Source organism: Halobacillus sp. BAB-2008, from assembly GCF_000328325.1.
Taxonomy (GTDB): Bacteria; Bacillota; Bacilli; order Bacillales; family Halobacillaceae; genus Halobacillus.
This window is the reverse complement of sequence record NZ_ANPF01000027.1, coordinates 1-23,218: the sequence shown is the minus strand read 5'-3', so window position 1 is coordinate 23,218 and position 23,218 is coordinate 1. Positions and strand designations below refer to the sequence as shown.

Annotated in this window: 24 protein-coding genes, 1 tRNA gene and 1 other annotated feature; of the genes, 20 read left to right on the top strand and 5 right to left on the bottom strand. The window is 44.9% G+C overall.

Annotation, left to right across the window (positions count from 1 at the left end; translation table 11 throughout):
• The first annotated feature begins 47 nt into the window (after positions 1-47).
• Positions 48-1,061: a hypothetical protein gene (locus tag D479_RS20670; protein WP_008635101.1), complete on the top strand. Its 1,014-nt coding sequence runs from the start codon at positions 48-50 to the stop codon at positions 1,059-1,061.
• A 54-nt stretch (positions 1,062-1,115) separates the two neighbouring features.
• Here D479_RS20670 and D479_RS06750 read toward each other — a convergent pair whose 3' ends face one another.
• Positions 1,116-1,343: a hypothetical protein gene (locus tag D479_RS06750; protein ID WP_008635100.1), complete on the bottom strand. Its 228-nt coding sequence runs from the start codon at positions 1,341-1,343 to the stop codon at positions 1,116-1,118.
• A gap of 85 nt (positions 1,344-1,428) precedes the next feature.
• Positions 1,429-1,662, bottom strand: a complete 234-nt coding sequence (locus tag D479_RS06745; protein ID WP_008635099.1) for a hypothetical protein — start codon at positions 1,660-1,662, stop codon at positions 1,429-1,431.
• A gap of 244 nt (positions 1,663-1,906) precedes the next feature.
• Between D479_RS06745 and D479_RS20450 the strand changes: the two genes are divergently transcribed.
• Both D479_RS20450 and D479_RS06740 read left to right on the top strand, forming a co-directional pair.
• Positions 1,907-1,994, top strand: a tRNA-OTHER gene (locus tag D479_RS20450).
• Between the two features lie 799 nt (positions 1,995-2,793).
• Positions 2,794-2,985, top strand: coding sequence for a hypothetical protein (locus D479_RS06740; protein ID WP_008635098.1), 192 nt, complete (start codon positions 2,794-2,796; stop codon positions 2,983-2,985).
• Between the two features lie 176 nt (positions 2,986-3,161).
• Here D479_RS06740 and D479_RS06735 read toward each other — a convergent pair whose 3' ends face one another.
• The gene (locus D479_RS06735; protein WP_008635097.1) at positions 3,162-3,545 is read right to left on the bottom strand and encodes a thiol-disulfide oxidoreductase DCC family protein; all 384 of its coding nucleotides are present in this window, start codon (positions 3,543-3,545) and stop codon (positions 3,162-3,164) included.
• A gap of 133 nt (positions 3,546-3,678) precedes the next feature.
• On the opposite strand from D479_RS06735, the gene D479_RS20665 reads away from it, so the two are divergent.
• Together D479_RS20665 and D479_RS20660 are read left to right on the top strand one after the other, a co-directional pair.
• A complete protein-coding gene (locus D479_RS20665; protein ID WP_162129296.1) occupies positions 3,679-3,843 on the top strand; it encodes a hypothetical protein in 165 nt (54 codons plus the stop codon).
• Between the two features lie 93 nt (positions 3,844-3,936).
• Entirely contained in the window at positions 3,937-4,101 is a 165-nt protein-coding gene (locus D479_RS20660; RefSeq protein WP_193743873.1) for a hypothetical protein, read from the top strand.
• 96 nt (positions 4,102-4,197) lie between these two features.
• Here the strand turns inward: D479_RS20660 and sda are convergent, their stop codons facing one another.
• Positions 4,198-4,335 (bottom strand): sporulation histidine kinase inhibitor Sda, encoded by a 138-nt coding sequence (gene sda / locus D479_RS20150; RefSeq protein ID WP_152413340.1) that lies wholly within the window; start codon positions 4,333-4,335, stop codon positions 4,198-4,200.
• A 363-nt stretch (positions 4,336-4,698) separates the two neighbouring features.
• Between sda and D479_RS06730 the strand changes: the two genes are divergently transcribed.
• The 8 genes from D479_RS06730 to D479_RS06695 all read left to right on the top strand — a co-directional run bounded on the left by D479_RS06730 (position 4,699) and on the right by D479_RS06695 (position 14,445).
• Entirely contained in the window at positions 4,699-5,679 is a 981-nt protein-coding gene (locus tag D479_RS06730) for a tetratricopeptide repeat protein (protein WP_008635095.1), read from the top strand.
• A gap of 160 nt (positions 5,680-5,839) precedes the next feature.
• Positions 5,840-7,126 carry a trigger factor gene (gene tig, locus D479_RS06725; RefSeq protein ID WP_008635094.1) on the top strand — a complete coding sequence of 429 codons (1,287 nt, stop codon included), beginning with the start codon at positions 5,840-5,842 and terminating at the stop codon, positions 7,124-7,126.
• A 324-nt stretch (positions 7,127-7,450) separates the two neighbouring features.
• Positions 7,451-8,728 (top strand): ATP-dependent protease ATP-binding subunit ClpX, encoded by a 1,278-nt coding sequence (clpX, locus tag D479_RS06720; RefSeq protein WP_008635093.1) that lies wholly within the window; start codon positions 7,451-7,453, stop codon positions 8,726-8,728.
• A 276-nt stretch (positions 8,729-9,004) separates the two neighbouring features.
• Positions 9,005-11,335 carry an endopeptidase La gene (gene lon, locus D479_RS06715; RefSeq protein ID WP_008635091.1) on the top strand — a complete coding sequence of 777 codons (2,331 nt, stop codon included), beginning with the start codon at positions 9,005-9,007 and terminating at the stop codon, positions 11,333-11,335.
• Entirely contained in the window at positions 11,325-11,912 is a 588-nt protein-coding gene (yihA, locus tag D479_RS06710; RefSeq protein WP_008635084.1) for a ribosome biogenesis GTP-binding protein YihA/YsxC, read from the top strand. The genes lon and yihA overlap by 11 nt, the downstream gene beginning before the upstream one ends.
• Before the next feature lie 236 nt (positions 11,913-12,148).
• The gene (locus D479_RS06705; RefSeq protein WP_008635082.1) at positions 12,149-12,964 is read left to right on the top strand and encodes a transporter substrate-binding domain-containing protein; all 816 of its coding nucleotides are present in this window, start codon (positions 12,149-12,151) and stop codon (positions 12,962-12,964) included.
• A gap of 115 nt (positions 12,965-13,079) precedes the next feature.
• Entirely contained in the window at positions 13,080-13,694 is a 615-nt protein-coding gene (locus tag D479_RS06700) for an amino acid ABC transporter permease (RefSeq protein WP_051348872.1), read from the top strand.
• Between the two features lie 16 nt (positions 13,695-13,710).
• Positions 13,711-14,445: an amino acid ABC transporter ATP-binding protein gene (locus D479_RS06695; protein WP_026577147.1), complete on the top strand. Its 735-nt coding sequence runs from the start codon at positions 13,711-13,713 to the stop codon at positions 14,443-14,445.
• Between the two features lie 35 nt (positions 14,446-14,480).
• Here D479_RS06695 and D479_RS06690 read toward each other — a convergent pair whose 3' ends face one another.
• On the bottom strand, positions 14,481-14,960 hold the full coding sequence (locus D479_RS06690; RefSeq protein WP_008635075.1) for a DUF5668 domain-containing protein: 480 nt from the start codon (positions 14,958-14,960) through the stop codon (positions 14,481-14,483).
• 249 nt (positions 14,961-15,209) lie between these two features.
• Between D479_RS06690 and hemA the strand changes: the two genes are divergently transcribed.
• The 7 genes from hemA to spoVID all read left to right on the top strand — a co-directional run bounded on the left by hemA (position 15,210) and on the right by spoVID (position 22,663).
• Positions 15,210-16,583 (top strand): glutamyl-tRNA reductase, encoded by a 1,374-nt coding sequence (gene hemA, locus D479_RS06685; protein WP_008635074.1) that lies wholly within the window; start codon positions 15,210-15,212, stop codon positions 16,581-16,583.
• A 12-nt stretch (positions 16,584-16,595) separates the two neighbouring features.
• Positions 16,596-17,414: a cytochrome c biogenesis protein gene (locus D479_RS06680; protein WP_008635073.1), complete on the top strand. Its 819-nt coding sequence runs from the start codon at positions 16,596-16,598 to the stop codon at positions 17,412-17,414.
• Between the two features lie 18 nt (positions 17,415-17,432).
• Positions 17,433-18,362 (top strand): hydroxymethylbilane synthase, encoded by a 930-nt coding sequence (hemC, locus tag D479_RS06675; protein WP_008635072.1) that lies wholly within the window; start codon positions 17,433-17,435, stop codon positions 18,360-18,362.
• The gene (locus D479_RS06670; RefSeq protein ID WP_008635071.1) at positions 18,362-19,135 is read left to right on the top strand and encodes a uroporphyrinogen-III synthase; all 774 of its coding nucleotides are present in this window, start codon (positions 18,362-18,364) and stop codon (positions 19,133-19,135) included. The genes hemC and D479_RS06670 overlap by 1 nt, the downstream gene beginning before the upstream one ends.
• Before the next feature lie 2 nt (positions 19,136-19,137).
• Complete coding sequence (gene hemB / locus D479_RS06665; RefSeq protein ID WP_008635070.1) at positions 19,138-20,115, top strand: porphobilinogen synthase; 978 nt, start codon at positions 19,138-19,140, stop codon at positions 20,113-20,115.
• Between the two features lie 25 nt (positions 20,116-20,140).
• The gene (hemL, locus tag D479_RS06660; protein WP_008635069.1) at positions 20,141-21,427 is read left to right on the top strand and encodes a glutamate-1-semialdehyde 2,1-aminomutase; all 1,287 of its coding nucleotides are present in this window, start codon (positions 20,141-20,143) and stop codon (positions 21,425-21,427) included.
• Between the two features lie 231 nt (positions 21,428-21,658).
• Positions 21,659-22,663 (top strand): stage VI sporulation protein D, encoded by a 1,005-nt coding sequence (gene spoVID / locus D479_RS06655; RefSeq protein WP_008635068.1) that lies wholly within the window; start codon positions 21,659-21,661, stop codon positions 22,661-22,663.
• A gap of 310 nt (positions 22,664-22,973) precedes the next feature.
• Positions 22,974-23,207: a binding site (T-box leader), on the top strand.
• Positions 23,208-23,218: the final 11 nt, after the last annotated feature.

Sequence of the window (23,218 nt, the reverse complement as noted above, 5' to 3'; positions counted from 1 at the left end):
GACCTTGTTTTTGTCTTTTTATTAACTTTGTATATGGAGGGGAAGATTTGAAAAAGAGTGTATTTGCATTAATATTTATCTTAGTCTTACTGAGCGGTTGTAATAATAAAGCCTATTCTGAGGGAATGGGGGAAGTAAACAAATTATTACAAGATCATGAGTTTAACAAAGCCAATAAAAGGTTAGTTGAGGTAATCGAGAAAAAAGATACAGATGAAGCACAAGAAATACATAACGTTTTAGAGTCTCTAATATTTGCTGAACAGACAGTTGAAGAAGGTGATTTAGATTCAGCAGAAGTATTGCTTGATGATATAGCTGAAGCTGAAAATGATGGTAATTATAAAGAAATATCAATAATGAAACGTTACGCTACCCAAGAAAAGAAACAAATCAAAGAGTGGAAAGAAGAAAAGATTAGCATTGCTAATGCATTAGAGGAAGCAACTTCATATGGAGAAAGCAATGAATATGATAAGGGGATAACACTTTTAACAAAGTTCAGTGAAAAACCATTAACTCACCCAGAGAAGGAAGCCTTAACTGAGGATATTGCTGAAGCCCTAAAAATACTGAACAAAGATAAGAAAACATACGATGAAGCTCAAAAAGCCAAGGCTGAGAAAGTAGCTGAGGAAAAGAGAATTGCAGAAGAAGCTCAGGCTAAAAAAGAGGCTGAAGAAAAGAGATTAGCAGAAGAAGCTCAAGCCCAAAAAGAAGCTAAAGAAAAGAAAAAAGCAGAACAAGCTGCAGCTAAAAAGGAAGAAGAGTCAGAGGAAAAATCTACCCAAAGTAACGATGAAGGAAGAGCTAATGATAATGTGGAAATAACAAAAGAAATGGGGAGAGAGTACGTTATAGCTTATGCGCAGGTTCCAATAGAAAATCCTAATGTATTTGTTGAATATGATCACGATAATGAAAACGGAGATTGGGTATATCGAGTTTATGAAGTAGTAATTGATGTTCCCGAAACCAAAGAAGGCCATACTGCTACGTGGAATTGGTACGCTGTCGATCCCTCAACTGGGTACATTTATAATAATATGGCTACATATTAAAAATGGGAGGACCCACTAAAAGGTCCTCCTATATATTGTGTTGCTTATATGGTCTTAAAGGTCATCATTTAGCTCTTTTCTACTTTGATGATTCCTTCTCAGAACTATGAACAATTTTAGTAGTATTAAGATCAACCACAAAGTCACAACTCCAAAAGCCAATCCTTCTAGAACAGATAATTTATTAATACTTATCTTTGGTATAAATAGCGCAGCAACTACAACGCCTAATAAATCTGTCGCATTCATCTTAATTTTATTTCTTCCTCTAATGCTCTCCATAATATACATCCTCTATAGGTTAATGTAGTTATACTTATATCGGATGTGTTTACTTATTATTAAGTTGTTTGAATGGCGCAATGTCTTATGAATACTCATCGATCTCCATGTATAACTCATCTATAATTAGATCACCTCTTCCCAAATCTTCTAAGTAACCCTCATAAGTCAGTAATTTCACTTTTAATCGGTTAACTTCGTAATCTAGATCTCCCAAATACATATACATCTCTTTCAAGACCTGCTCCATCTCTTCTTTAAAATTCTGTCTTACTAAAACCTCTTGCCATTTGTCTAATTTCTTCATTGTAGTATTCATTTGATTTTAGCCTCCTTACTTTATAATCGTTAAAGAAGAAGGTATCGGTGTCATATTATCCAAAGTTTTTCCGGATTTTTTTCGTAGGTGATTTTAAAATGTGAGAACAACGATTTGATGCTAATATATAATGGTAGAAACTCGATTAAACATAATTGGGGCTGAAATTGGGGCAGAATTTCTTTATTATTGCCCCAATCATATTACTCTCCACCAATCTTAATCCGTGAAAACGTTGATTTAACAGGGTTTAACGGTAGCTCATTGTATAGAATCATACCTACTTCAACAGCCTTCTAAGCTGTGGGTCGGGAGTTCGAATCTCTCCTGGGACGCTAACGAAAAAACGCTGAAACCTTTGTTGGACAAGGGATCCAGCGTTTTTTAATGTTGTCAGTATTTGGGACGAAATATAATCATCAAAAAAGAAACAATAACGTTTCCTAATAAGAGAGGTAAAGGGGCGGAGCTCTCCTTTACCATTTTAAATGCCTTTCTGGAAAATTATTGCTCACATGTTTGACTTAACAGCACCCCCTTGTATCTAAGTGTTTAGTCTATGGATATGAAATACTCAAGGATTGAGACCCGAGCGTTCCTGCTCGTCATCGTTCAATAATCTCTGAACGACCAGCAGCTTGCCTTCTTTCATCCATTTAAACCCAAAAGTTTTCATGTTATTCTTTTAATGAGTAGGTAATATTTGGCTGAATCGCGAGGGGCGAACGCCATTGCGGCAGGACAGACTTTCCTGTTCTTTTTTGAACACCATGCGAAAGAAAGATGAGGTAATTTGTTGAACAAAATGATGGATTGGTTAGGTGTCCTGGCTCTTGTCGGGTATATGTCTGCCTAGATAGTTGAGAGGACGAGTGAACCCTTCCGTTTCCATCCGGCCGTTTACGGCATGCTCTCTATGGCCGCCGTCTTTTCCTTTGGTTACAGGTATTACTTACGTTATGGCAGGAAATGGTGGGGAATGATCTACATGAGCATCACCGGCAAATTTTTTTCATTTCCCTTATATGGACATTAGCATAAAGGTGCGGGTGGATTTTATGGGAAACCGCGCAACATCCCTGTCTATACAATGATTTGAGGAGCTGCCGAGATAAGAAAGGGTGTGTTGAAATGCTCGAGAGTATCAATCAGCTGGGGGTATTATTATTTCTCCTCTGCGGCTTTGCTTTCTATTTACATCTCCGTCGGATCAAGAAGAAAAGAGGGTTTACGTTTTACGAGCGAATCATGTATGTGACCGTCCAACTTGCTTATCTTCTGTGGGCGGGAAGTTACTTGTTGATGATGATCAGTGAAGCGTAATACATAAAAAACGAACGATGCTTTCCTTTTTAAGGAAGCATCGTTCGTTTTTTATTTTTGCGGCTATGATTGGCGGACAATAGCCCTATGAAAATGGTTATCCCGTACGTCCTGTAATTATTTTTATATAGCAACGTACCTGGTGGGAATAGTGGATGGCTCTGGACGATTGGATGTCATAGAAAACGCTGTCGAATTTCCGGAGAAGGGATGGTGCATGCTTCTTTCTTTCCGAACCAGCGGTAACGATTTTTGGCGATATACTTGTAAACGAGATCCCGCAGCGGCTTCGGAATGAGAAGCAGGCCATAGGCTAACTTCCACCCGCCATTCAATTTACCAGCGATACGCAGCGCCGCTCCCGATTGATCGAATGCTTTACTGCCGTCGATCAAGATCAGACTGTCCAAATCCTCGCTTACGTTATGCTCAGCCATCAATCGACGGCCGGTATCACTCTGCTGGGATGCGAATCGAAAGTGAGCTTTAGTATCCCGTTTAATAATGAATTGGACGCTTTGGTCACAGAAGTTACATTCCCCGTCAAATAGAACGATCATAGCAATCCCTCCTTCTATGATCAGTGTAACACGGAACCCATATGCCATGCGCAAAAAATTCTTACCTTGCTTTTGGAGTGGAGTCACTCGCTGTCTGTTCCTCATACCTTATGCATGAGAGGAGTGATTTGCGGTGATGGCATTAGCCTATGTTCTTATTGGTACGTTTTTCTGCTTCTTTCAACGGGAGCCTGTTCATGCCGGTAAAGAAGAGCAGACCGTATATATGTTCTACATGCTGGCATGGCTTATATTCTGGCCGTTCTTACTGATATGGAAGTTGTTCAAAGGGAAATAACGGCAGATTACTCGGATTTTTACTCGTGTTTATCCTGAAGGACGAGGGATATTAAGAGTGGCCTCAGGCCGAATGATTAGAGGAGTGATCGTAATGGAGAAGAAAAATGTCCAGTGGCTTCCGGTTATTGCATCAATCGGTATCGGAGCAGCTACGTACAGCATGATGACAGGTCAGGCGGGACAGCTGCAGAAGGTCATACCGACGCTCAGCAAAATGTCCGGACAAATGCAGAACGGTTCCAACTCTTATCAGTAAAAGAATCAGGCAGGTAATAATACCTGCCTGATTTTTCATCTAAAAAACGCCATTTCCTGCCGGGGAGGAATGACGTTTGGTGTGTATTCGTGTATGTTAATTTGCTTGTACGGGCAATTCGATAGAACGCTTGTCAATTTCCTGTGTGACGAGGTGCAGGAATTCATCATCTAATTGAAGTTTCACGGACTCCAAATACGTCTCTAATAATGTTTGATCATCTAGCAGTGACAAAACCATACAGCTCCTTAAATGATTTAATTCGGTGTTTTTTTATTCACATTTACTTATTCTAACAAAAAAACGGAATCATCATGAGTCTTTAGTCTTATTTTCGAAAAGGTTTATACATATTGAGATATTATCTTGAAATAAAATTGCGGACGCATGGAGAGGGGTGTCTGCTTTTGTCATGTCTTCTCATAAGCCGTATGATAAAGGAAAGTCAGTCACATTTTTCGATCGGTTTCTTTGAGTTTCTCTTCTTTATCCGATAGTATTACTAAACAGGTTCATGGATGGTATGAAAAACAGGTTTGAAACATACGGATTAAGGAAAGACTGAGGGGAAGTATGAATTCCAGGGAAGGGTGCCTTATGGACAATAAGAACGGGAATCTAGTAATGTTTCCCAAATGGAAAACAGCGTTGGAACGAGTTGGTATGGAAGCTCTGAAAGACAAGCGTTACGAGGAAGCGGCGGAAGCCTTTGAACCGCTTGCGGAATATGGCGTAGCTTCTCATGACATTAATACAGGGTTGTTAATGAGCTGGATCGAGCTCGGAAAGTTCGATGATGCCGAATCGTTATGTCATCAGTTAATGAAAGAAGAACATGACCAGTACTACCACTATCTACATATTTATATAACAGTCCTGTTCCAGAGCAGCAGGTATCAGGAGATCGTGGATCTACTGGATGAAGTATTTGAAGCAGAAGACATTCCGCATCAAAGCCGCACACAGCTCTGGCAGATGTATGAAGTGAGTGGTAAACTGTTGGAAGATCAACAGAAGGAAATAGGCAGCAGTCTTATGGAAGATTTTCGATCCGCAATGGAAAATGAGGATATACATAAGCAATGGCAAGTCATGGAGCAAATGAAGAACCAGCCGTCTGCTCCTTATATAGAAGACGTTGAGCCGGTATTGCAGAATGAGTCTGTCCATCCTGTCATAAAGTCAGCGGTTATTGAATGGTTCCGTGATGAAGAAGTGGACAAGGAAATGACAGTGGTGAAGTTCGGTCAGGAAATGAAAATAGTTCCGGCTGAATTGACACAACTGCACTCGGATTACATCATTAAACAGATCCAGATGCGTCTTGGTCAGGTAGAGCAGAATAATCCATCCATGTATGAGATGATTAATAAACTGCTTTTTCATTACTGCTATGTCCGTTATCCGTTTTTCCCGGATGAGGAGGAAGTGGTTCTGTTGGTGGAGGCGCTGAAGCAGCTTGGACACGAGTACCTACAGCTTCCTTACGAACCGCAATACTCTTCGGAGGACGTTGCCAAGTACAAGGAAGAAGTGGAGATTTGCGAACAGCACTATATGATGATTGCAGGGGAATGAAAAACACCCGCTAACCGAACAGTCCCTCCTTGAAAGCCAGGGGGATTATGTTATAATGTAGTGGTTGCAAACGAGATTCGTATGTATTCAGAGTCATAGAATCATTAAACCATCGTCCTCTGGACGAAAATGAATGAATAGATGTTGGAGGGAATTTTTTATGTCAGTAAAATGGGAAAAGCAAGAAGGCAACCAAGGTACACTAACAGTAGAAGTACCGGCAAGTGAGTTCGATCAAGCACTTGACCAAGCCTTCAAAAAAGTAGTTAAACAGGTACAGGTACCTGGATTCCGTAAAGGTAAAGTACCACGTAAGCTGTTTGAACAACGCTTCGGTGTGGAGTCCCTTTATCAAGATGCTCTTGATATTGTTCTTCCAAAAGCATACGCAGAAGCTGTAGATGAAGCGGGTATCGAGCCTGTCGATCGTCCGGAAGTAGATGTGAAACAGCTGGAAAAAGGCCAGGACGTTATTTTCACAGCGGAAGTTACTGTGAAGCCTGAAGTGAAGCTTGGCGACTACAAAGGCCTTGAAGTGGAAGAAGTGAATACAGAAGTAACAGATGAGGATGTTCAGAACGAATTGACTCAACTGCAGGAGCGTCAGGCTGAGCTTGTCGTTAAAGAAGAAGGCGAAGTAGCAAACGGCGATACAGTCGTTATGGACTTCGAAGGATTCGTTGACGGAGAAGCTTTCGAAGGCGGCCAAGCAGAGAACTATTCTCTTGAAATCGGTTCTGGTTCCTTCATCCCAGGCTTCGAAGAGCAGTTGGAAGGTAAGAAAGCCGGCGAAGAAGCAGAAGTGGAAGTTACATTCCCTGAAGAATACCATGCAGAGGATCTTGCTGGTAAAGCGGCTACTTTCAAAGTTAAAATTCACGAAATCAAAGCGAAGGAACTTCCTGAGCTTGATGACGAGTTCGCTAAAGATGTCGATGAAGATGTCGAATCTCTAGAAGAACTAAAAACAAAAACACGCGAGCGTCTGGAAGAGCAGAAGAAAACAGAAGCAGAAAACAATAAGCGTGAAACACTTGTGAACAAAGCATCTGAAAATGCAGAAGTTGAAATCCCTGATGCAATGGTTGATACAGAACTTGACCGCATGGTTCAGGAATTCGAACAGCGTCTTCAAATGCAGGGCATGACGAAAGACATGTACTTCCAGTTCACTGGTCAGGACGAAGATGCACTTCGTGAGCAGATGAAAGAGGATGCTGCGAAACGAGTGAAAACGAACTTGACGCTTGAAGCGATTGCTAATGCAGAAAACGTTGAACCGACAGAAGAAGACGTGAACGCTGAATTGGAAAACATGGCTTCTATGTATCAAACAGATGTTGCTCAGCTTACTCAAATGCTCGGCGGCAGCACAGATATGATTAAAGAAGACTTGAAAGTCCGTAAAGCGATCGACGTTCTAGTTGCAAATAGCAAAGCAGAATAATAAACTGAGAAGACAAGGTGCATCGTAAGTGCCTTGTCTTCTCATATATATCTGGGAAACAGGTATAGGCGTATCACATTGTGGAGAAGATGATTGATACTTCTCTCTGTTTTTACATACAATAGTAAATGTACTCTATCGTTTGACTTATCTGTCCCATATCTACATAATGAGGGTGGTGCTATGAGTGGATCGCACACCTCTGAAAGGTATTGCTTTTTTGTTTGGAGTTAATTTGGTATGATGAGCAAAAGAGCGGAAACGTAGACGTCGTACTAATGAACTTCAGTCGCGATTGCGTCATTTTATGAAGGGGTGAAATGTATGTTTAAATTTAACGATGAAAAAGGACAATTGAAATGTTCTTTCTGCGGTAAGAGTCAGGAGCAGGTTCGTAAACTAGTCGCTGGGCCTGGTGTATATATATGTGACGAATGTATCGAACTTTGCACGGAAATCGTGGAAGAGGAACTGGGCAACGAAGAAGAAGTAGAATTCAAAGAAGTTCCGAAACCACAGGAAATTCGTGAGATCCTTAATGACTATGTTATTGGTCAGGATCAGGCTAAGAAAAACCTGTCCGTTGCCGTTTATAACCACTACAAGCGGATCAATGCAGGTGTTAAGAATGATGAAGTAGAGCTTGCGAAGAGTAACATTCTCATGCTCGGGCCGACAGGTAGCGGTAAAACATTGCTGGCACAGACGCTTGCCCGCATTCTGAACGTGCCATTCGCGATTGCGGATGCTACATCACTGACAGAAGCTGGTTACGTAGGGGAAGATGTAGAAAACATTCTTCTTAAACTGATTCAGGCTGCAGACTATGATGTGGAAAAAGCGGAGAAGGGCATCATTTATATTGATGAGATCGATAAAGTAGCCCGTAAATCCGAAAACCCTTCCATTACGAGAGATGTCTCCGGGGAAGGTGTCCAGCAGGCACTGCTGAAAATCCTTGAAGGAACACAGGCGAGTGTACCGCCTCAAGGAGGACGTAAGCACCCTCATCAAGAATTTATTCAGATCGATACGACGAACGTATTGTTCATCGTAGGTGGAGCTTTCGATGGAATCGATCAGATCATAAAGCGTCGCCTTGGACGTAAAGTCATCGGATTCGGATCGGAGCAGGCGACAGATGAATCAGAGAAGAAAGAACTGCTTACAAAAGTTCTGCCTGAAGATCTGTTAAGCTATGGCTTGATTCCGGAATTCATCGGTCGTCTTCCGGTAATTGGAAGTCTCGAGCATTTGGATGAAGAGGCGCTTGTAGAAATCTTAACAAAACCGAAAAATGCGCTGGTCAAACAGTACCAGAAACTGTTCCAAATCGACCATGTAGAGCTGGAGATGGAAGAAGACGCGCTTCGTGAAATTGCTCGTCTTGCCATCGAACGTAAAACGGGTGCCCGTGGGCTGCGCTCCATCATAGAAGGAATTATGCTGGACGTGATGTATGAGCTGCCTTCCCGTGACGACATTGAGAAATGTATCATCACGAAAGAAACGGTGACAGCGAAGAACGGTCGTCCTAAGCTTGTTTTGACGGATGGAACTGTCGAAGATGAGAATAAAGAATCCCCGAAAGAGAGCGCTTGATCCGCCTTCTTTTGACATTCTTTAATGGATGAGAGCCGTGCTACTTAACGTTGTAGCACGGCTTCTCTTTTGTGGGTTCCTCTTTTGCAAGCGGGCCTTTTCTTCCAAGCATGAAAGCTTTGTTACTGCTTATAATATGGATACCATATAAGAAACCCCTCGCCACTCCATGACAGGGGGTTTCCGTGTTGGTTTGAACGGTTCCGTTTCATTTACTTTCCACATACATTTATATATGATTAAACTACCTATTTGCATTAACTGGAGGTGCAAGTAATGACTGACAAACAAAGAAAACAGATCCCTCTTCTTCCATTGAGAGGGTTGCTTGTCTACCCATCCATGGTTCTTCATCTTGACGTAGGTCGGGAGAAGTCTGTTCAGGCATTGGAACAATCGATGATGGATGATAATGAAATATTTCTCGTTTCCCAAAAAGAAGTGAATATAGATGAACCGGCAGAAAGTGACCTTTATACGATCGGAACGGTAGCGCGTGTGAAGCAGATGGTCAAGCTGCCAAACGGTACGAATCGTGTTCTTGTAGAAGGGCTCTACCGGGCAGGTATAGAAGAAATTCGGGATGACGATTCGTTTTATCAGGCGGAGATCACCGTTATTGATGATGAGCATGCGGATCGCAATGAGGAAGAAGCATTGATGCGTACGCTGATGGATCAATTTGAAAAGTACGTCAAAGTGTCGAAGAAAGTGAGCCAGGAGACGTTCAACACCGTTTCTGACATCGATGATCCGAGTCATCTCGCTGACATGGTTTCTTCTCATCTTCCAATCAAGCTGAAAGATAAACAAGCCGTTCTGGAAACGCGGAATGTTAAGGAACGTCTGAAGAAGTTGATTGAAATTATCGGGAATGAACGGGAAGTTCTTCAAATAGAGAAGAAGATCGGTCAACGTGTGAAGAAGTCGATGGAGAAAACGCAGAAAGAGTATTATCTCCGTGAGCAGATGAAGGCGATCCAAAGTGAGCTTGGCGATAAGGATGGGAAAACCGGAGAGGTTGCCCAGCTCAAAGAGAAAATCGAGAAGGCTGCTATGCCGGAGCGGGTGGAAGAGGTCGCTTATAAGGAGCTTGGGCGTTATGAGAAAATACCTCAAAGCTCTGCAGAAAGCTCTGTCATCCGGAATTATATCGAATGGCTCGTTTCTCTACCCTGGTCGGAGGAGACGGAAGATAACTTAGATGTCAATCATGCCGAAGAGGTACTGGATGAGGACCACTATGGGCTGGAGAAAGTGAAGGAGCGGGTGCTCGAGTATTTAGCTGTCCAGAAATTGACACAGACGATCAAAGGGCCGATTTTGTGTCTTGCCGGACCACCCGGTGTAGGGAAAACGTCTCTCGCAAAATCAATAGCACGCTCCATCAACCGGAAATTCGTCCGCATCTCTCTCGGAGGCGTCCGGGACGAAGCAGAAATCAGAGGCCACCGGAGAACGTATATCGGTGCTATGCCCGGACGAATCATTCAAGGTATGAAACGTGCAGAAACGGTCAATCCAGTATTTCTGCTTGATGAAATTGATAAAATGGCCAGTGATTTTCGTGGGGACCCTTCATCTGCCATGCTGGAAGTACTGGATCCGGAACAAAACGGGACTTTCAGTGATCATTTCATTGAAGAAAATTATGACCTGTCGAAAGTTATGTTTATCGCAACAGCCAACAACATTTCCAATATCCCTGGTCCGCTGCGCGACCGTATGGAAATCATTACGATTGCAGGCTATACAGAGGTGGAAAAGCTTCACATTGCAAAGGATCACTTACTGCCGAAGCAGGTGAAGGAGAACGGTTTGAAGAAAGGACAGATGCAGGTACGGGACGACGCCCTGCTTAAGTTAATTCGCCGTTACACTAGAGAAGCTGGCGTGCGAGGATTGGAAAGAGAGCTTGCAAGCTTGTGCAGAAAGGCAGCGAAGATCATAGTTTCCGGTGAAAAGCAACGGGTCGTCGTGACCGAGAAGCAGCTGGAAGAACTGCTTGGGCGCCCGAAATTCCGTTATGGACGGGCAGAGTTGGAAGATCAGATCGGTGCAGCTACAGGTCTTGCGTATACGACAGCAGGAGGAGACACGTTGTCGATCGAAGTTTCCCTGTATCCTGGAAAGGGCAACCTCACTTTGACAGGAAAGCTCGGGGATGTCATGAAAGAATCTGCTCAGGCAGCTTTCAGCTATATTCGTTCACGTGCTGAGGAGCTGAAGATCGATCCAGAATTCGTTGAGAAAAACGATATTCACATCCACGTTCCGGAAGGCGCAACCCCGAAAGACGGCCCTTCTGCCGGCATCACGATGGCAACCGCCCTTGTTTCTGCTTTGACGGGAAGGCCCGTCCGTAAAGAAGTAGGAATGACCGGAGAAATCACCCTCCGCGGCCGTGTGCTGCCGATCGGTGGCCTGAAAGAAAAATCACTGAGTGCACATAGAGCCGGCTTGACAAAGATCATCATTCCGGATGAAAATAAAAAAGACTTGGAAGATATCCCGGCAAGTATCCGGGAAGGATTGACTTTTGTACCGGTCAAGCATTTAGATCAAGTCCTAGAACAAGCGTTAGTGGAGGATATACATGAAGGTTAATACCGCAGATATTGTCATCAGTGCAGCGAGCAAGAAACAGTACCCGAAAGATTTCATTCCTGAAATCGCACTTGCAGGCAGGTCCAATGTAGGGAAATCTTCTTTCATCAACCGGATGATCCAAAGGAAGAACCTTGCGAGGACTTCCTCCAAGCCTGGGAAAACGCAGACGTTGAATTTCTACATCATCAATGATCAATTTCATTTTGTCGATGTGCCTGGATACGGATATGCAAAGGTATCCAAGAAGGAGCGCGCCAAATGGGGAGAAATGATGGAGGAATACTTTGCAGAGCGGGAGCAATTGAAAGCGACCGCGCTCGTGATCGACGTCCGTCACAAGCCTACGGAAGATGATCAACTGATGTACGACTACTTGAAACATTTCGGCCTGCCGGTCATGGTGGTCGCGACGAAGTTGGACAAAATTAAAAAAGGTCAAAGAACGAAGCAGTTCAAGCTTATCCGTGAAGTGCTTGGAATGAAAGAAGAGGACGCTCTTATTCCATTCTCTTCGGAAACAGGCGAAGGAAAAGACGTCGCTTGGAGGATTATGCTTTCTCACTTAAACAGTTAAGGGAAGTAGCCCGCTCCATCTTATGGAGCGGGCTTTTTTGTGTATTCAACAGGATAGGGAAGGATATGAGCGTATTCCTAGGTGTGATTAGGTATTTGGTCCTTATATAGGTGCAGGGACTAGAAATTGCCATTCTTTCCCGTTTTATAAATTTTGGGAAAAGTCTGTTTTTTCTATATACTTTAATTTACCGCAATGATTTATACTATGTTCGAGTCGGAAGGGGAGTCAGGTAAATGCAGAAACGTTGGGGATTGCTTTTATTCAGTGTCCTGCTTGTTTTAGTACTAGCCGCTTGCGGAGGCGGAGAAGAAGAGGGAGAATCATCCGGGGATTCCGGGGGAGATTCTGAAGCAGGCAGCGAATTTGAATTAGTTGAGGATGGGAAGTTCACCTTTGCAGCCTCCGGTGAATTCCGTCCGTTCAGTATGACGGAGGGCGGGGAATTATCAGGATTTGATATTGACGTCGCCAATGCAATCGCAGAGGAGCTGGGCTTAGAACCAAGCCCACAGAAGCAAAAGTTTGCAAGCATTGTGGAAGGTGTGAAAACCGGACGTTTCGACGCAGCTGTCGCCAGTCACACCATTACGGAGGAACGGCAGCAGGAAGTCAGCTTCTCCACTCCTTACTATTACTCCGGAGCTCAAGTGTTCACACGACCGGATAGTGATGTAGAGACGCTTCAAGACCTGGAGGGGATGGAGGTCGCTGTTTCCAAAGGATCTACTTATGCTCCTTTCGCAGAGGAAGTAACCGATAATATCAAAACGTATGACAGTGATGTCGTTGCTCTTCAATCCTTAGCTAAAGGCAGACATGATGCGGTCATCACCGATTTCCTTACGGGAAAAGAGGCCCAGGGTGAAGGACTCGATATTGAAGCGAAAGAGTTGATTGAACGCAGTGAGCAAGCCGTCGCCGTTTCGAAAGAGAACGAGGCGTTGTTGGAAGAAATCAATGCAGCACTGGAGACGCTTCGAGAAAATGGAACCCTTACGGAAATCAGTGAGGAATACTTCGGGGAAGATATTACAACAGCCCCTGAGTGAGGTCCCGGTTAAAGAGCGAAGGGGCAAAAGAGTGCGCGTAAGCGTACTCTTTTTTACCTCGTGAATAGGAGTGGATGACGTGAATTTTTGGGAATCATTGTTGGAAAGCAGAGGCATGTTCTTTGAAGCAGCGCAGATGACGCTTGCTTTGACGGCTGTCTCCATCTTCATTGCGGTCTTTATCGGATTATTGTTTGCATTTATGAAAATTTCAGGCGTTAAAGTACTTGAGTGGATCGCAAACATCTATATTTATATTGTTCGCGGTACTCCGCTTATCGTACAAATCTTTGTATTCTACTATGGGTTGACGGAAATATGGATGATCAGCGGTTTCTGGTCGGTTGCGCTCGGTCTCGCTTTCCATAATGGTGCATACATAGCAGAAATATTCCGGGGTGCTATCCAATCGATCGGGAAAGGGCAGACGGAAGCTGGACGTTCCCTTGGAATGAGCGGCGTGTTAACGATGAGACGAATTATTTTGCCGCAAGCCCTCCGTCGTGCATTGCCTCCGCTTGGAAATCAGTTTATCATTGGGTTGAAAGACTCATCATTGGCCGCATTCATCGGGGTTTCGGAAATATTCGCCGTTGCCACGACAGAAGGGGCGAACACGTTTGACTATATGACGTGGCTGCTCGTAAGTGCGGTATGGTACTTAATTCTCGTCTTCATTCTGACGATGCTGGTCAGTTTGATTGAGAAAAAATTGGCGGTCAGTGATTGATAGAGGAGGATGTTGAATGACGGAACATATGATTCAAGTGGAGAAATTAAATAAATCATTCGGGGACAATCATGTTCTGAAGGATATAGATTTTCATGTGAAGGAAAGGGAAGTAGTCGTGCTGATCGGGGCGAGCGGATCAGGAAAGAGTACACTGCTCCGATGTTTAAACTTCCTGGAGATGAAAAATGATGGGGAATTATTCATTAAAGGAAAGCAGATTGATCCGAAGAAAGAAGATTTGAACAAAGTCAGGCAGCAGGTGGGGATGGTATTTCAACACTTTAATCTGTTTCCCCATAAGACAGTACTCGGTAACGTTATAGAAGCACCGATTCAAGTGAAAGGGATGCCGAAAGCAGAAGCCAAGCAGGTAGGATTGGAGCTTTTGGAGAAGGTCGGCCTTTCTGAGAAAGCGGAGGATTATCCGTCCCGTTTGTCCGGAGGGCAGAAGCAGCGGGTGGCTATAGCACGGGCACTCGCTATGAAGCCGGAGATCATGCTTTTTGATGAACCTACCTCCGCGCTGGATCCGGAGCTTGTCGGTGAAGTGCTGCAGACTATGAAGGCATTGGCACAGGAAGGAATGACCATGGTGGTTGTGACGCATGAAATGGGATTTGCCCGGGAAGTGGCCGATCGGGTCGTCTATATGCATGACGGGAAAATCGTAGAATCAGGAACACCTGCAGAGATTTTTGAATCGCCTAAAGAGGAACGTACGCAGGCATTTTTAAGTTCCATACTATGAACAAAGGCGCGGGGCTGTGATCCCGCGCCTTTCATTTATTTTTTTCTGATGACGTACATTCCGTATGCAATCAGCACTACCGGCCAGAATCTTTCCAGAACATTAACAATCCTTTGGACCCAGAGAGACCAGGCAGGAGTTCCCGGTGTGAAAACAGCAAAGAGACCAATGGTGATGCAGACGATTGCCGGGATCAATCCGCGCTTCGTTTTAGAGTAATAAAGGAGAAAGGAAATCCCGATGATCCATAGGTACACCGCCCAGTGATCGATCCAGAAGCTGGTATGCGCCTGAAGGGTGAAGTGAACCCCAAGTCCTGTCACTAATGCTCCTGTGGACAGGTTGGAATAGTCTTTTGCCACATAACTATGTAAGAGCAGGGCGATACCGATGATGACAAGCAGGGATGACCATGAGTAAAAAGGGATCAGTTCGGGAATATTGAGGTGGCGTAGTAAAAAATAAACACCAAAGCCGATGAATAGAAACCCGATTAAAGAATTTTGTTTCGTCAAAATTAATCACATCCTTGCTGAAAATATAAGCGAAGATCTTTGCACTGTCTATATTATTTTGCTATATTACAAATGGGTTATAAATTATAATATTTCTAAAGTAATACTCATACTTTATAAATGGACTACTTTTTTATCGTATCACAGCAGATTCAAAATCTGTTCATATTTGATGCGGAAAATCGTCGAGGTTTTGTGCTATAATACAGGATATGTGAGAAGTTTTGAACGCTAATGGGGGTAGATGAAATGCATATTTTAGCTATCGGTCTTAATTATAGAACAGCCCCTGTGGAAATTCGAGAGAAGCTTACTTTTTCGGAGGATCGGCTGGAAGAAGCGATGACACAGCTCAACACACAAAAAAGTGTGTTGGAGAATGTTATTATTTCAACGTGTAACCGGACGGAAATCTATGCCGTGGTGGATCAGCTCCATACAGGGCGTTATTATATTAAGCAATTCCTTGCTGATTGGTTCCGAATCGATAAAGACGAATTTTCACCGTTTCTTTCCATTTACGAAACGGACGGGGCGGTCGAGCATCTGCTCAGGGTTACCGCAGGACTGGATTCGATGGTGCTCGGTGAAACACAGATTCTCGGTCAAATGAAGCAGGCTTTCCTGCGTGCTCAAGAGGCGGGTTCAACAGGGACGATCTTTAACCAATTATTCAAACAGGCTGTTACAATGGCGAAGAAGGCGCATAAAGAGACAGAGATCGGTGAAAACGCTGTCTCAGTCAGCTATGCGGCCGTAGAGCTGGCTAGAAAGATTTTCGGGGACCTTGTTCATAAACATATCGTTATTCTTGGTGCCGGCAAGATGGGGGAACTGGCTGCTAAGAATCTTCACGGTTCCGGTGCTCGTAAGGTGTCTGTGTTGAACAGAACACTATCCAAAGCAGAGGCGGTCGCCGACCAGTTTAACGGGGAAGCGAAGACGATGGATCAGTTGGAGAAAGTACTGACAGATGCGGATATCGTTATCAGCTCTACTGGTGCAACAGAATACGTCATCACCAGGAATCAGATGGAGCCGATCCACAAGCAGAGGAAAGGGAAGCCGTTGTTTTTCGTGGATATCGCTGTACCACGGGATCTTGATCCTGCTATGGAGTCGTTGGAGAGTGTATTCCTGTATGATATTGATGACCTGCAGGGAATCGTTGATGCCAACCTTGCATTAAGGAAGCAGGCGGCTGAAGAGATCGAACTGATGGTGGAAGCAGAAATCGTCGAGTTCAAAGAATGGCTGCAAACGATCGGAGTTGTACCGGTCATTTCAGCACTACGGACGAAGGCTCTGGATATTCAGGCAGAAACGATGAAGAGTATAGAACGGAAGATGCCGGAATTGACAGATCGGGAACGGAAAGTGTTGAACAAGCATACGAAGAGCATTATCAACCAAATGCTGAAAGAACCGATTTCTCAGGCCAAGGAGATTGCCGCCAAGCCTGATGCAGAGGATTCTCTACGCTTGTTCACGCAGATATTCGGTATAGAAGAACAAGTGGAAAAAGAGGTAGAAAAACAGGAAAAAAAGAATAACACAACGGTGAAGCATCATCCGGAAACGGCAAACCCGATCGCATTTTTAAGCTCCATGGTTAAATCTTAAGGTGGACATCCAATGCTAGAATTTAAATGGGTTTATGAACTCATCCTTTTCTTGTACGGGCTTAGTCTCATCGGATATTTCATCGATTTTGTACAGACGAACCGGAGGGCGAACCGCATCGCCTTCTGGTTACTTAGTATGGTCTGGGGTTTGCAAACCTTTTTCCTGTTGGCACAGATTCTGATCAAGGACAACTTCCCTATTATGACAGTGTACGATGGACTGTATTTCTACACCTGGATTCTGGTGACGTTCTCTTTGATAATCAACCGGCTGTTCCGGATGGACTTTCTCGTGTTTTTCACGAATGTAGTAGGATTTCTCATTATGATCATTCACCTTTCCACACGGGCACAGAGTGTTCTTGGAAACAACGGGGTCGGGCTTGTCAATGAACTGCTCGTCATTCACATCAGTCTTGCCATCATATCCTATGGGTTCTTCACATTATCCTTTATTTTTTCCATGATGTATTTACTTCAATACCGTCTGCTGAAAAGAAAGAAATGGAATGCGAAGCTTTTCCGACTCGGTGATTTGACGAAATTGGATCAGTTCTCTTATGTGGCTGTTATACTCGGAGTACCGCTCCTTTTGATCGCCATTATTCTCGGGGTGGTTTGGGGGTATGTCTCCCCTGATGTCTTCTACTGGTATGATTCGAAGACGCTCGGATCTTTCCTTGTGCTGAGTGTCTATATCGTCTATTTATTCTTAAGAGTCGTAAAGGGGTATCAGGGACGAGTAATTTCGATCTTCAATACCGCCGCTTTTCTATTTCTTTTAATTAATTTCTTTCTGTTCGGTTCTTTATCTAATTTTCATTTCTAGTTATGAGGAGGCTGTCTTGTGCGAAAAATCGTCATTGGTTCACGTAAAAGCAAATTAGCGATCACCCAGACGGAATGGGTGATTGAACAATTGAAACAAATCGATCCGGGTTATGAGTTTGAAATCAAAAGGATTTCAACTAAAGGGGATCGAGTCCTGGATGTTACGCTTTCCAAAGTGGGAGGAAAAGGGCTGTTCATTAAAGAAATCGAACAGGCCATGTATGACGGAGACATCGATATGGCCGTCCACAGTATGAAAGACATGCCGGCTGTTGTCGCGGAAGGGCTTGTCGTAGCGTCCGTTCCGATTAGGGAAGACCACCGCGACGCCTTCGTTTCTGTCGGAAATGTTGCTCTGAAGGACCTGCCGACAGGAGCGGTCGTTGGGACGAGCAGTCTGCGACGCGGTTCCCAAATCAAAGCCGTCCGTCCTGATTTGGAAATCAAATGGATCCGGGGAAATATCGATACCCGCTTAAAAAAACTTCACGAAGAGGATTACGATGCCATCATTCTCGCAGCCGCAGGCTTAAAGCGGATGGGGTGGGATGACGATGTGGTCACCGAATACTTAGAGCCGGATGTTTGTGTACCTGCCGTCGGTCAGGGGGCGCTTGCCATCCAATGCCGGGAGGATGACAAGGAGCTGAGAGACTATTTAATGAAGCTGAATCATGAATATACCTCGTCCACCGTCACAGCGGAACGTAAATTTCTTCATGATTTAAACGGGGGCTGCCAAGTACCTATTGGGGGTTATGCTTATAGAAAAGCAGACGAAATCGTACTGACTGCTCTCGTGGGAAGCCCTGACGGCACGACGATCCTTCATGAAACGGTTTCGGGAACTGATCCCGTGTCTGTAGGAGCGGAAGCTGCTGCGCGCTTGAAGGACAGGGGTGCTCAGGAAATCGTTGATAAAGCGAAAGAGGAGTATGAGCAGTAATGAAACCGCTCGAAGGGAAAGGCATCCTCGTTACAAGAGGGAAATCCCAGGCGCAGCGTTTCATCAAGCACATTGAAAAGCAGGGGGGAGTGGCTTATCATGCCCCTCTTCTTACCTTCCAATTGAAAGATACAAAAAGCAGTTCCCACCTTCTGCATGAACTTCACGACTATTCTTGGGTTTTTATGACGAGCTCTAATGGCGTGAAGTTTTTTTTCGAGCTTTTGAGAAAACACGGAAGGACGGTCCCTCCGGAACTCAGGTTTGCAATCGTCGGGAAGAAGACGGAGCAGCAGCTGAAACAATTCGGGTACAAGGCCGATTTCGTTCCAACGGAATACCGTGCGGAAGTAATGGGAGGAGAATTTCTCGAAGCTTTTCCGGAACCGGGAAAAATTTTGTACATAAGAGGTAATTTATCGAGAGATGTTCTCCCTGCATATTTCAAAGCTGAGCAGGTGTTTTTTCATTCGATGACCGTGTATGATACGCTACTAGTGGACGATCACAAGCGGCATATAGCGGCTTGGCTTGAGGAGGGGCGCCTTGATGCTTTGACTTTTACCAGCCCCTCTACCGTCAAGGCCTATCATACTGCTGTCAGTGATTCGGAAAATAAAGGACGGAAGCTTCCCTGTTTCTGCATCGGCCCAACAACAGCAGATGCGGCAGCGCGCTTCGGTTTTACAAATATCTGTATACCAGAGAATTACACCATTGAATCCATGATTGAACGCATCGTTCAGTACTTTTCTAGCGAAGGGAAACGATAATTATGAAAGAAACAACATTTAAACGACACCGTCGTCTGCGCCGCACAGACTCTATGAGAGCGCTCGTGCGTGAAACGAAGCTCAGTACGGATGATCTGATCTATCCGATTTTCGTTGTGGAAGGAGAAAACATCAAAAATCCAGTGGCTTCCATGCCTGGTGTCCACCAGGTCTCTCTAGATTACCTTACGGAAGAGATGCAGGAACTCGTGAATCTGGGTATCCGGTCGGTCATCGTGTTCGGCGTACCGAAGGAGAAAGATGAGGTCGGAACACAGGCTTTCCATGAGCATGGAATCGTCCAGCAGGCAATCCGTCAGATCAAGGAAGAGGTGCCGGAGCTCACGGTCATCGCGGATACCTGTCTCTGTCAATATACCGACCACGGCCACTGCGGCGTTGTTCGCGACGGGGAAATAATCAATGACGAATCGTTGAAGTACCTTACGCAAACCGCAGTGACACAGGCGGAAGCCGGAGCGGATATTATCGCACCTTCCAATATGATGGACGGGTTTGTCGCTGCCATCCGTGCGGGTCTGGATGAAGCTGGTTTCCATCACATTCCTGTGATGTCCTATGCTGTTAAATATGCATCTGCCTTCTATGGTCCTTTCCGTGACGCCGCTCACAGCACACCACAATTCGGCGACCGTCGGGCGTATCAGATGGATCCTGCCAACCGTTTGGAAGCGCTGCGTGAAGCGGAATCTGATGTAGAAGAGGGAGCAGACTTCCTCATCGTCAAGCCGGCTCTTGCTTACTTGGATATTATGAGAGAAGTGAAAGATCGTTTCCGTCTTCCGCTGGTCGCCTACAATGTCAGCGGGGAATATTCCATGATCAAAGCAGCTGCCCAGAACGGCTGGGTTAATGAGCAGGAGATCGTTATGGAGAAGCTGTTGTCCATGAAACGCGCAGGTGCGGATCTGATCATCACCTATTTTGCCAAAGATGCAGCGAAGTGGCTGAACCAATAAAAGAATAGAAGAAAGGGTGCAGATTATGAGGAATTTTGATCAATCAAAGCAGGCGTACGATAAAGCAGTAGATTTGATGCCCGGCGGGGTCAACTCCCCTGTCCGTGCGTTCAAATCCGTAGATATGGACCCGATTTTTATGGAAAGAGGGGAAGGGTCGAAACTTGTGGATATCGATGGAAATGAATATATCGATTACGTACTTAGTTTCGGTCCGCTCATTCTTGGCCATGCAGACCCTAAAGTGACGGAAGCCTTAACGAAGGTGACGGCACACGGGACAAGCTTCGGGGCACCTACCAGAATGGAGAACAAGCTTGCGGAGCTTGTCATTGAACGTGTACCATCCATTGAAATGCTTCGGATGGTGAACTCCGGTACAGAAGCGACGATGAGCGCGCTGCGTGTAGCCAGAGGCTATACCGGCCGTGATAAAATTCTTAAATTTGAAGGGAATTATCACGGACACGGGGATTCCCTGCTTATCAAAGCAGGTTCCGGTGTTGCTACGCTCGGTCTGCCTGATTCCCCGGGAGTTCCGGAGTCGATTGCTCAGAATACGATTACGGTCCCCTATAACGATTTGGAAAGCGTTCGTTACGTTTTCGAACAATACGGAGAAGATCTCGCTGCCGTCATCATCGAACCGGTATCCGGGAATATGGGTGTCGTACCGCCGACGGAAGCATTCCTTAAATCTCTGCGTCAGTTGACAGAAGCCAACGGCACGGTTCTTATCTTTGACGAAGTGATGACAGGGTTCCGTGTTGGTTATCACAGCGCCCAAGGGCACTTCGACGTCACTCCTGACATGACCACCCTCGGTAAAGTGATCGGAGGAGGCCTTCCTGTGGGGGCTTACGGTGGAAAGCGGGAAATCATGGAGCGTGTCGCTCCAGTTGGTGATATTTATCAGGCCGGAACACTTTCCGGGAACCCGCTTGCTATGACGGCCGGATTTGAGACGCTTTCCGCTCTGACGGAAGAATCCTATACGTCTATTAACCACAAAGTAGACCGATTGGTGGAAGGTTTTCTTCATGCAGCGGAAACGCACGGCATTCCATTGACGGTTAATCGAGCGGGATCCATGGTTGGATTCTTCTTTACGAACGAGCCGGTCACTAATTTCGAAACGGCCAACCGGTCGGATTTAGCATTGTTTAAGAAATATTTTCAGGGGATGGTCCAAGAAGGAATTTATCTCCCGCCTTCGCAGTTTGAAGGAATGTTCTTATCGACGAAGCATACGGATGAGGATATCGAGAAAACGATACAGGCCGCAGAAAAAGTATTCGCCGGTCTTAAGTGACTATCATACAAAAGCGTACGGGTCCTTCCCGTACGCTTTTGTTTTTGTGAAAAAAGTGCTGGTCAAGAGGAGCGTACTGGGAGTCTCCTGGTTAACCGCATTCGTTGGAGGCTGGAGTTTTTCAGCTGTTGGGCCTTTTTCTGCTTTTCAGCTCTTATGTATATATCTGCTCCTGTCGCATATGGTGATAAAAGAGAATCGTGTTTATTACCTTAGGGAGGGGACCTGACATTGCAGAACAAACAAAATGTATTTTCCTTTTATTTAGATGAATCGATTTGGTTCAAGGAGGGACAGGGAGTACGAGAGCTGATTGGTATCTCCTTAGAACCTGAGATATCCATTGAAGAGCTGGGAGATGTCGTCCGGTTGAAGGGGACGGTGGAACTTGCGGGAGAATATGTCCCGACAGGAAACACGGGGGATCCCGAGGATGCAGCATTCACGAACTCGGTGAGGATTATGGATCATGTCGCGCCGGTCGAAGGGGATGCGTATGAATTCCGTCACCAATTCCCGGTAGAAATAACGGTACCATTAGAGAGAGTATCGAATTTAGAGGATGTTCTCATCGATATTGAAAGTTTCGATTATGAACTACCAGCCACACGTCAGCTTCGCCTTCATGCCCACATTAATATCAACGGCATCGAAGAAAAGGATAAAGGGGCTGCGAATGCGGAATCCTTTGACGAATCTGCAAGGGTTGGGCCGGTCAATTTCCCTGAAGATAAAGCCCAGGATATTCCGATTTTCCCGGAACGCGAAGCTCCTGTTTTTCAGTTCGACCAGCAACAGGAATCGGTGGATGATAAACCGAGTTCATCCAGTGATGGACGGTGGACGTACAAAAAGTCACAGAGCTTCCCGGAATTTTTCGGTCATACAGCTCCGACATCGGAAACACCACCTGCAGGTGACGAGGCCGAGCCTTCGATGGAGACGATCGTCGATTGGGAGGAAGTAGAGGTCAGTGTGGAAGAATCGCAGACGTCTTCTTCGGAAGAACAGGAACAAAAAGCGCCGGGCGGAATGGACGGAATTAAACAGATTTTCAAACACCTATTTCCGAATAGGGAAGATACGTACACACAAATGAAGATGTATATTGCACAAGAAGAGGAGACACTTTCGTCAATCGCTGAGAAGTATGGTGTAACGGTGAAACAGCTGGAGCGGGTGAATGAACATACAGAGGATGTGTCTCCGGGTCAAATTGTATATATTCCGAGCTAAATCCATTTGTATTTGAAAGCAAGAAAAAGCCCCAATAAAAAACCAAACAGGAAAATATCGAACGTCGTCGGGAAAATGATCATTCGGATGGTTTGAAAGATGACGATCGGCAGTAAGCATTTCTCGAGAACATACAGCCAGTTTCTGCACCAGATCGGCAGACGGTACCTATATAAGCGGCTGAAGAGGAACACCTCCATACTTTTTTTGAGCGTTTTCCCATCATGGAATGGGCGGACGCTCATTTTTTTGTTACAGGTTGACTAAAGCATTGTTTTCTATATACAATATGTTATATAACCTTTATACGTGAAATGCTTAGATAGGGAAGAGTACATGAACAATTCCTAAAGAGAGGAAAACATTCGGTGAGAGTTTTCCAGGAACCCTGTTGATGGAAGGTCGCCCTTGATGCAGCTTCTTTGAACCAAAGAGTAGGAGAAGCCGGTTAGAAGCCGTTATGTCAGTCGAGTGTACAGGAAGAGTATGTTGTTTTCCTGTAAATGAAGGTGGTACCACGGAATGAATCCCCTCCGTCCTTTTTTGKACGGAGGG

Coding starts and splice junctions, on each gene's coding strand:
- D479_RS06750 (WP_008635100.1), bottom strand. CDS start 1,343: ATGGAGAGCATTAGAGGAAGAAATAAAATTAAGATGAATGCGACAGAT.
- D479_RS06745 (WP_008635099.1), bottom strand. CDS start 1,662: ATGAATACTACAATGAAGAAATTAGACAAATGGCAAGAGGTTTTAGTA.
- D479_RS06740 (WP_008635098.1), top strand. CDS start 2,794: ATGCTCGAGAGTATCAATCAGCTGGGGGTATTATTATTTCTCCTCTGC.
- D479_RS06735 (WP_008635097.1), bottom strand. CDS start 3,545: ATGATCGTTCTATTTGACGGGGAATGTAACTTCTGTGACCAAAGCGTC.
- D479_RS20660 (WP_193743873.1), top strand. CDS start 3,937: ATGGAGAAGAAAAATGTCCAGTGGCTTCCGGTTATTGCATCAATCGGT.
- D479_RS06730 (WP_008635095.1), top strand. CDS start 4,699: ATGGACAATAAGAACGGGAATCTAGTAATGTTTCCCAAATGGAAAACA.
- tig (WP_008635094.1), top strand. CDS start 5,840: ATGTCAGTAAAATGGGAAAAGCAAGAAGGCAACCAAGGTACACTAACA.
- clpX (WP_008635093.1), top strand. CDS start 7,451: ATGTTTAAATTTAACGATGAAAAAGGACAATTGAAATGTTCTTTCTGC.
- lon (WP_008635091.1), top strand. CDS start 9,005: ATGACTGACAAACAAAGAAAACAGATCCCTCTTCTTCCATTGAGAGGG.
- yihA (WP_008635084.1), top strand. CDS start 11,325: ATGAAGGTTAATACCGCAGATATTGTCATCAGTGCAGCGAGCAAGAAA.
- D479_RS06705 (WP_008635082.1), top strand. CDS start 12,149: ATGCAGAAACGTTGGGGATTGCTTTTATTCAGTGTCCTGCTTGTTTTA.
- D479_RS06700 (WP_051348872.1), top strand. CDS start 13,080: ATGTTCTTTGAAGCAGCGCAGATGACGCTTGCTTTGACGGCTGTCTCC.
- D479_RS06695 (WP_026577147.1), top strand. CDS start 13,711: ATGACGGAACATATGATTCAAGTGGAGAAATTAAATAAATCATTCGGG.
- hemA (WP_008635074.1), top strand. CDS start 15,210: ATGCATATTTTAGCTATCGGTCTTAATTATAGAACAGCCCCTGTGGAA.
- D479_RS06680 (WP_008635073.1), top strand. CDS start 16,596: ATGCTAGAATTTAAATGGGTTTATGAACTCATCCTTTTCTTGTACGGG.
- D479_RS06670 (WP_008635071.1), top strand. CDS start 18,362: ATGAAACCGCTCGAAGGGAAAGGCATCCTCGTTACAAGAGGGAAATCC.
- hemB (WP_008635070.1), top strand. CDS start 19,138: ATGAAAGAAACAACATTTAAACGACACCGTCGTCTGCGCCGCACAGAC.
- hemL (WP_008635069.1), top strand. CDS start 20,141: ATGAGGAATTTTGATCAATCAAAGCAGGCGTACGATAAAGCAGTAGAT.